At 61.4% G+C, this 8640-nt stretch carries 7 protein-coding genes; all 7 read left to right on the top strand.

The window, feature by feature from the left end; genetic code table 11:
* Positions 1 to 1182 (top strand): calcium-binding protein (locus OJJ21_RS07820; protein ID WP_297684832.1); only part of this gene is annotated, 1182 nt, incomplete at its 5' end.
* 104 nt (positions 1183 to 1286) lie between these two features.
* Complete coding sequence (locus OJJ21_RS07815) at positions 1287 to 3512, top strand: peptidase domain-containing ABC transporter (RefSeq protein WP_297684830.1); 2226 nt, start codon at positions 1287 to 1289, stop codon at positions 3510 to 3512.
* Entirely contained in the window at positions 3502 to 4848 is a 1347-nt protein-coding gene (locus OJJ21_RS07810) for an HlyD family type I secretion periplasmic adaptor subunit (RefSeq protein ID WP_297684828.1), read from the top strand. The genes OJJ21_RS07815 and OJJ21_RS07810 overlap by 11 nt, the downstream gene beginning before the upstream one ends.
* Positions 4848 to 6779: a tetratricopeptide repeat protein gene (locus OJJ21_RS07805; RefSeq protein ID WP_297684826.1), complete on the top strand. Its 1932-nt coding sequence runs from the start codon at positions 4848 to 4850 to the stop codon at positions 6777 to 6779. The genes OJJ21_RS07810 and OJJ21_RS07805 overlap by 1 nt, the downstream gene beginning before the upstream one ends.
* Before the next feature lie 192 nt (positions 6780 to 6971).
* Positions 6972 to 7379 (top strand): hypothetical protein, encoded by a 408-nt coding sequence (locus OJJ21_RS07800; RefSeq protein WP_297684824.1) that lies wholly within the window; start codon positions 6972 to 6974, stop codon positions 7377 to 7379.
* A gap of 156 nt (positions 7380 to 7535) precedes the next feature.
* Entirely contained in the window at positions 7536 to 8096 is a 561-nt protein-coding gene (rfbC, locus tag OJJ21_RS07795; RefSeq protein ID WP_297684834.1) for a dTDP-4-dehydrorhamnose 3,5-epimerase, read from the top strand.
* Between the two features lie 26 nt (positions 8097 to 8122).
* Positions 8123 to 8640 (top strand): GDP-mannose 4,6-dehydratase (locus OJJ21_RS07790; protein WP_297684822.1); only part of this gene is annotated, 518 nt, incomplete at its 3' end.

The raw sequence follows: 8640 nt of genomic DNA, 5'->3' as shown, positions 1-8640 counted from the left end.
GGTGGATTAATGGCAACATATAACTTGACGTCGGCTCAGCTCGATACAGTATTGAGCGCGACGGGGCCGACTTATCAGACTGAGATTACCAATGCCCTGTTTGCGCAGGGACTTTACCCTTCGGCGCCGGGTGCGACCATCGCGGCGGAACTGGTCACCAACAGCAATGCTGGTGGGACGAATTTCTATAATTTGACGTCAGGCCAGGAACTCTTCATCGAGCTCGGCACGGGCGGCAATTCCAGTGCCTATATGATCGACTATGTCGTCACGCCGCAGGATGCCGTCGTCGCTTTGACAGGTGCGAGCTATACGACGCTGATCGTCACCGGCGGCACGAGCAATTCGATCCTGGCTGGTGATGGTGATTTCATTACCGTCATCGGTGACGGTAATGACATTCTCTATGGCGGCGCCGGCGAGAACCAGATCCTCCAGGGCCTGGGCAACGATACGCTGGTCGGCGGCGGTGAGAACTACCTGGTCGCCTATAATGCGGGCAATACGCTTTATGGCGGCATGTCGGGTTCGGCCGCGGACACGCTTCTGTCGGTCGCGGGCAGCGGCGCCAGTACGCTGATGGTTGCCTATGAAGGTAACAACCTGCTGCTGGGTATGTCGGGTTCCGACACGCTGATCGGCGGTTCGGGTGGCGATCAGCTGCTTGCTGGTCTGTCGGCCGGTGCCCACGACACGCTCATCGCCGGTTCGGGCACCAACTTCCTTCAGGTGGTCGAAGGTAATAACGGCCTTTACAGCTCCGGCGGCAATGACACGCTGCTCGGCGGTGTGGGCAGCGACACGCTCTATGGCGGTGGTCAGAGCTGGCTGCTTGCCAATGGTGGCAGTGCGACGCTGCTTGGTATCGGTGCCGACACTCTGATCAGCAGCACGGGCAATGATTATCTCAGCGGCGGTGCGCAGATCTATAGCGGCCTCGGTGGCAATGACACCGTGGTCGGCGGCGCCGGCAACGACGAGATCTATAATGGCCTGGGTGGCAATGACACCATCTATGGTGGTGGCGGCACGGATACGCTGATATTCTACAACTACACCGCTGCTGAAGTTACCGTCACCGTGAATGGAGACGGCAGCACGCTGTATTCCTTCGGCTCGGGCGCTGAGACGAAGACGGCGTTGGTCTATAACGTGACCAATGTCTATTTCAAGCAGGTTTAAGAGTTCCTGCCTATGTGGTGTGAAAACGGGAGGCTTTTGCCTCCCGTTTTTGTTTTTTTGCTCGATCCGTTACAATGTTGCGTGGGATCGCGGGGAGTTTCGGCATGAATGAGGCGGTGGCGATGGACGAAGCTGCGGCGGGCGGCGCGGGCAAGTCGCTGCTTGCCGCGCTCGAATATGTCGGCCGTCAAAAAGGCGTCACCCTGTCGGCGGTCGACGTGGCGCGCAAGGAGGCGCTCAATCCCGGCGATCTGACGGCCGGCGACATCGTCCATATTGCCCGTCGGCATGGTTTTCGCGCACGCCAGGTGACCTTGAGCTGGAAGCAACTCGGCCGACTTGGCGCGGCTCTACCCGCTGTCCTGCTGCTGCGCAGCGGCCATGCCGTGGTCATCACGCGGGCGAGCATTTCCGATGCGCGGGCTGAAGTGGTGCTGGTCGACCCAATGGCGCCGGAGGCGCCGATCTTTGTCGATCGGCATCAATTCGAGACGGCCAGCGGCGGCCAGGTCGTCTTGCTGCAGCCGCAGCTGAGTGCGGAGATCGAAGAAGGGCAGTTTTCCTTCGGCTATATTTGTCGCCTGGCACTGCGCGAGAAGGCGATCGTGCGCGACATATTCATCGCTGCCGTGGTGATGAGCGTCTTGTCTCTTGCCCCGATCATGTTCATTCGCTTGCTGCTTGATAAGGTCGTGATGCACCACGCCTTGTCGACCTTTGCGACGCTTTGCGTTGTAATGATCATTCTTACCATCTTCGATGTTGTGCTGTCGGCGCTGCGGCGGCATTTGATCCTGCATCTGTCCAGCAGCATCGATGTTCAGGTCTCATCTTTTATCTTTGGCCGGTTGCTGCGCCTGCCAATGGATGTTTTCGAGCGTATGCCGGCTGGATTGATCATTCGTGACGTGAATGAAGCCAACAAGATCCGCAATTTTCTGACCGGTTCACTTCTGGGAACCTTGCTCGATTCTATCGCAATTTTCGTTTTCATTCCGGTCATGTTCTTCATCGATCCGTGGATGACGGTGCTCGTGTGCTCAGTTGGTGGTCTGATCGCGCTTTGGATCATCGTGATGCTGCCTGCTTATCGGCGCCACGCCGAGGCGACCTTGAAGGCCGAAGGCGAGCGTGGCGCTTTTCTGGGGCAGACGCTGCAAGGCATGCGAACCGTGAAGACGTTGGCGCTCGAGCATCGTCAAATGCGGCAATGGGACCGTCTGGTCGCCAATGTCGCCCGTCTCAAGCTAGCGGAGGGGCGAACCGGTAATCTGATCGAATCGGTGACGCAGCCGCTTGAGCGGTTCATGGTCTATGGCGTCGTCGCCATTGCCGTTTATCTCGCCGTCGCCAATTCCGATCCTGTGGCCATCGGAACGATGGCCGCCTTCCTGCTGCTCACGCAGCGTGTCGGCGCACCGCTCAGAGGGTTGGCGCAGCTCATTCAGCAATATGACGAGACGCGCGGCGCCGTAGGAGTCGTGTCGAATCTTGTCAATCGCGCCGAGGAGGCAGGGCGCGAGGGCGCGGGAGTGCGCAGCCCTCTCATTGGCGAACTCAGCCTCATGAATGTCAGTTTCCAATATCCGGGTACGTCGACCAAGGCGCTGGACGGGGTGAGTCTGGACATCGCAAAGGGCACAACGCTCGGTGTGGTCGGGCGCAGCGGGTCGGGCAAGACGACGCTGACGCGGCTTATCCAGCGGTTGCACGCGAATTTTGACGGGCTGATCAAGATTGACGGCATCGATATTCGCGAATTCGATCTCGACCATCTGCGCCGATCGCTCGGCGTGGTTCTGCAGGACAGCTTCCTGTTCAGCGGGACAATTCGCGAGAACATCACCATTGGCCGCATGGACGCGTCCTATGAGGATGTGGTGCGGGCGGCTCGCCTGGCAGGTGCCGAGGAATTCATCGACCGGCTGCCGCGAGGCTATGACACCTTTGTCTATGAAGGGTCCTCGAATCTGTCCGGCGGCCAGCGACAGCGTCTGGCTATCGCGCGCGCGCTCATCACCGATCCGCGCATTCTGATCCTGGACGAGGCCACCAGCGCCTTGGATCCCGAGAGCGAAGCCATCGTGAACGCCAATCTGGCGCGGATATCGGCGGGGCGCACGGTCATCGTCGTGTCCCATCGTCTGTCGTCCCTCGTACATTCCGACCAGATCCTGGTTCTGGACAGGGGGGCCAAGGTCGACATCGGGACGCATGAGGATCTGCTGCTGCGCTGCGACATTTACAGCGAGCTGTGGCATCAGCAGAACCGCCACAATCAGCCGGCGCGGCGCGGTTTGAAGGTCATGGAGGGACGCGGTGTCGCGTAATTCGGCCGACAACGCCATCCTGCGCTTTCAGTCCGAAGCCAACGATCTGCGCCATACGCCGCGCTCGCGGCTGCCCGGGCTCGCGATCTGGATCGTCTGCGGGCTCGTCATCGCCCTTTTCCTCGCGGCTTTCTTCATTCGACTTGACCGCGTCGTGACGACCTTGCAGGGCAAGGTCGTGGCGACAGGCGGCTTGATCGTACTCCAGGCGCTTGATCCTTCCGTGGTGAAGTCCATCGACGTCAAGGAAGGTCAGGAGGTGAAGCAGGGGCAGTTACTGGCGACGCTCGACCCGACTTTCGCCGCCGCCGATGTCGAGCAATTGGAGCAGCAGGTCGCCTCGCTGAATGCCCAGATTGCGCGCGCAGAAGCCGAGCAGGCGGGACAGGTTCCGGTTTTCGACTTGAACGAGGGGCCAGAGATCCGTCCCTATGTTCTTCTGCAGACCTCGCTGCATCGCCAGCGCCAGGCCCAATATGCCGCGCAATTGTCGAGCTATGATCAGAAGATCGAACAGGCCCGTGCCACCGTTCTCAAGCTTGAAGGAGATGACATCAGGCTTGGCGAACGCAGCAAGATCGTGACGCAGATCGAGCAAATGCGTCAGACTTTGATGGAGAAGGACGCAGGCAGTCTTTACAATCTCCTGCTGGCCACCGATCAGAAGCTTGAGATTTTGCGTACCATGGAGAATGGGCAGAAGGCGTTGATCGAGGCCCGCCACTCGCTCGCGGCGCTTGAGGCGGATCGCGATGCCTTTGTCCAGCAATGGGGTGCCACGTTAAGCCAGGAAATTGTCACCGCACGCAATAATCGCGACGCTGCACTGGCTGAACTCACCAAGGCGGCGCGCCGTCGCGATCTTGTCGAGCTGCATGCCAGCGAACATTCAATGGTGCTCAGCATCGCCAAGCTGTCCGTCGGTTCTGTTCTGCGTGAGGGCGAGGTCTTCCTGACACTGGCTCCTTTGAGCAAACCGGTCGAAGCTGAGATCAAGATTGCCACGAGCGATGTCGGCTTTGTTCGGGCGGGTGATCCCGTGACCATCAAGGTCGATGCGTTCGACTTCATGGCCCATGGACGCGCATTAGGGGAACTGCTGTGGGTCAGCGAAGGTTCTTTTACCACGGATGACAACGGCCAGCCGACGGACATCCCCTATTACAAGGGGCGCGTGGCGATCACCGAAATGCAGTTTCATGACGTTCCCGCCAGCTTCCGTCTGGTTCCTGGCATGACTTTGTCGGCGGACATTCATGTCGGTACCCGCACCCTGTTCCAATATATCGCCGGCGGGGTGGCAAAGAATTTTTCGGGCGCCATGCGCGAGCCGTGATGAAGCGATTTGCGACCGTCTTGCGCCGGGTCTTCAACGACCGTGAGCGCTCCCTGGCCCGCGCTGCCAGGCTGATGGCGAAGGAACAGTTCCATGCCGCGCTCATCGCCTATCGGCGTGCCGCGCAACAGGGCAGTATCGACGCCATGATGGCGCTGGCGGGTCTGCATGAGCGCGGGCAGGGAACGCCGATCAGCTATCCCCAGGCGCTTGAATGGTATCAAGCCGCCGCAGAGAAGGGCGATGTCGAAGGGCATTTCGCAGCAGGCTGTTGCCTCATGCGCATGGAACGGATCCCACGTGGGGTTCGCGGCTGGTATCAAAACGTGGCGGATGGAGAACCTGAGCGAGCGGCCGAACTCGGGGGATTGCTCGGCGCTCGGATGGATCTGGATGATCCCTTCGAACTCGCACGCAAGCATTTGATCGAGGCGTGCCGGCAAGGTCACGCGGAGGCACATTATCGATTGGCCGAGCTGCTGGTGCGTGGGCTCGGCGGCGAGCGCGCGGTTGACCAGGCCCATGATCTCTACATTGTTGCTGCGGCGGCCGGCGTTGCTGGGGCCGAATATGGACTCGGCGAACTCTATCGTCTGGGCGAAGGCTGCGAAGCCGATAGTGAGACCGCGCTGATCTGGTACAAGCGCGCGGCCGGTAGGGGGCATGTCCCCGCGCAGATGATGGTGGCGCAGCAACTGATGGCGCGCGCCACCGCCGAAGACATGGCGGAGGCCCGCTTCTGGTTGCGCCCCGGCAGCGAGCAGGGCGTGCCCCACGCCGATTTTCTGCTGGCGGTGATCGATCTCGCCATGACCACATCGGACCGTGACGAGGAAAGGGGAAAGGCGCATTTGCGACGCGCTGCCGCGAAGGGCCATTTGCACGCCATGAAGCGGTTGGGCCAGATTTATGATGAAGGTCTGTTCGGCGAACTCCGTGATGAGGCAGAGGCGGCCGGTTGGTACAAGAAGGCGGCCGAGGCGGGCGATGTCGATTCACAATTTGTGATAGGCCGCATGTATGCCTGTGGTGAAGGCGTGCCACAGGTCAACACCAGCGCCGCGCGATGGTTCGCCCGCAGCGCGCAAGGCGGTCATGTCCTGGCCGCGTTCAACTACGCCATCCTTCTGGAGCGTGGCGATGGTGTGCCGGCGAACCCGCAGACCGCACGCGGCCATCTCAATATGGCCGCCGAGCAGGGCCTCAGTGCCGCCCAGTTCAAGCTTGGCCGCGACCTCCTTGGCGAACATCCCGCGCAATTGGACGGCGTCGTGTGGCTGGAGAAAGCCGCGGCTCAGGACCATATGGGGGCACTTGCATGGCTCGGGCATATTTACGCGCGCGGAGAGTCCGTGACGCGCGACGTGCCGAAAGCAATTTCCTATCTCGAGCGAGCCGCGGCGCTCGGCCATGTCGCCTCGCATCTGCGCCTGGCAACGGTCCTGCGCGCGCAAGGCGCGCTAATGGAAGACGTGCTCAGGCCCCTTATGGCCGCCGTTGAGGGCGGCAGTTCGGATGCCGAATTTGCGTTGGCGCAGATGTATCTTTCCGGCGATGGGGTCGATGTCGATCTTCCCATAGGGTTGAATTGGCTGGAGAAGGCTGCGTCCCGCGGTCACCCTCAGGCATTGTTCGATCTAGGGGTGCGTTATTGTCGCGGCGAGGGTGTTGCCCAGGACGTCACCCGGGGCGAAGAGTCCTACCGTGAAGCTGGAAATGCTGGCCATATTGTCGGGAAATTCAACTATGCCGTGATGGTGCTGAGCCGCCCCGGTGCTGACGAGGCGCGCAGCCTTGCGCAGCGATTTCTGCGAGAGGCTGCGCTCGCAGGGCTAACGGAAGCTCAGGAGGCATGCCGCAGCTATCAGGTCGCGTATGAGTTCGGCGATTCGGGCGATGAGGCAGATCTGCCGGGGCCTGGGCGTTCATGAGGTGACATCGACGCGGCTGGGCAGGCCCTTTTTGCCGGAAGCTATGTTTAGTGAATGACGCTGCGGAAGTTGGATCTGCCTGGCAATCGATCCTCGTATGGGGGAATCCGCTTTCTGCTATAAGAGGCGGTGGACGGCCTGCCGCCGCCCATATTGCGCAAGGTTTCAAGAGTGTCGGAGTAGTGATCGGCCATGATTGATTCGCAGAAGGGCACGACCGCGGACAGCGTCCAATATGGCTTCAAACCGCAATCGGACGGGACGGTGCTGCTCATCCTCTCCAGAGGATCGGGCGATCATTTGCAATTGTCGATCAGGATTGAGGACCTCGCGGGTTTTACCGCGGCAGCGCTTCAAAGCGCGCGGCTTGCCAGCGAACTGAGCGGCAAGGTGCCGTTGGAGGTCGGTACCCTCGAGACGAATCTATCGGGGACAAGTCCTGATCGGATCGGCATCGCTCTGGGGCCGGCGTCCGAGCAGGTGTCGCTTGTTGCGCATTATGGAGCCGCGATGCTCGCCTTGCCCTTTAAAAAGGGCGAAGCAACGCAGATCGGTCAGGCTCTTTTGGCTGCGGGAGCCAGTTCGACTGGCGCTCATTAGTCGGCTGAACGACTGACCGATGCGGGCTTCGATGACTATGGTTGCACGTCTCGAAGCGTTGCACGTTTCGGTCGCCAGCTCTGGTTTCTCTGCTTGCTGCGTCGCAATATTTTTGCGAGGCTGGATTTGGCCCGCATTTTTCGTTCTGGGGGGACGGTGGCTGCCTTTACACGCTTGGCAATACCCGACGTCGTGCTTGTCCAGCCTGTCCGGCACGGCGACGCGCGGGGTTATTTCTGCGAGACCTACAAGAAGCCGCAGTTCGACGCGTTCGGCGTCGACCTCGCCTTCGTGCAGGACAATGAATCGCTCTCGCGCGAGGTGGGCGTGGTGCGCGGACTGCACTTCCAGGTCCCGCCCATGGCGCAGGCCAAGCTGGTGCGGGCGGTGCGCGGGGCGATCTTCGACGTGGCGGTGGATATCCGCCGGGGCTCGCCGAGCTTTGGCAAATGGGTGGCGGCGACGCTGACCGCTTCGAGCGGCGAGCAGCTGTTCATCCCGCACGGCTTCGCCCATGGCTTCTGCACGCTGGAGCCGGATACGCTCATCGCCTACAAGGTGGACGCGCCTTATTCGCGCGAGAATGACGCCGGCATCGCGTGGGACGATCCTGACCTCGCCATCGACTGGCCGGTCGGGCCGGACGGGGCGGTTCTTTCCGACAAGGACCGCGTGCAGCCGAGGCTGCGCGACGTCTCCAGCCCCTTCGTGCTTTGATGGCCTCCGGCGGAGCACCGCGCGACATGACGATCCACGGGCAGCGCGTGCTGGTCACCGGCGGGGCCGGGTTCATCGGCTCGGCGGTGGTGCGGCGGCTCGTCCGGCAGGGCCGCGCCGTGCTCAACTACGACAAGCTGACCTATGCCGGGAACCTCGCCTCGCTGGCGGAGGTGCATAATCTCCCCGGCTATAGTTTCCTCCAGGCGGATGTGTGCGACGGCGCTTCGTTCCGCGCGGCGCTGGAGGATTTTCGCCCGGACCTCGTCATGCATCTGGCGGCCGAGTCGCATGTCGACCGCTCGATCGACGGGCCGGGCGACTTCATCGCCACCAATATCGTCGGCACCTACACGCTGCTGGAAGAAGCGCTGCGCCACTGGCGCGGGCTGGAGGGCGCGGCACAAAAGCGCTTCCGCTTCCATCACATCTCCACCGACGAGGTGTTCGGCACGCTGGGCGCGGAGGGTCTGTTCCGCGAGGACACGGCCTACCAGCCGAACTCGCCCTATTCCGCCTCCAAGGCAGCCTCCGACCATCTGGT

The sequence above is a fragment of the Ferrovibrio sp. genome (assembly GCF_025869515.1).
Classification (GTDB): domain Bacteria; phylum Pseudomonadota; class Alphaproteobacteria; order Ferrovibrionales; family Ferrovibrionaceae; genus Ferrovibrio.
Note: the sequence above shows the minus strand (reverse complement) of the source record. Positions and strands in the feature narration are given on the sequence as shown.

Excerpts from the sequence above, each read along its gene's own strand:
- OJJ21_RS07815 (WP_297684830.1), top strand. The coding sequence starts at position 1,287 with ATGAATGAGGCGGTGGCGATGGACGAAGCTGCGGCGGGCGGCGCGGGC.
- OJJ21_RS07805 (WP_297684826.1), top strand. The coding sequence starts at position 4,848 with ATGAAGCGATTTGCGACCGTCTTGCGCCGGGTCTTCAACGACCGTGAG.
- OJJ21_RS07800 (WP_297684824.1), top strand. The coding sequence starts at position 6,972 with ATGATTGATTCGCAGAAGGGCACGACCGCGGACAGCGTCCAATATGGC.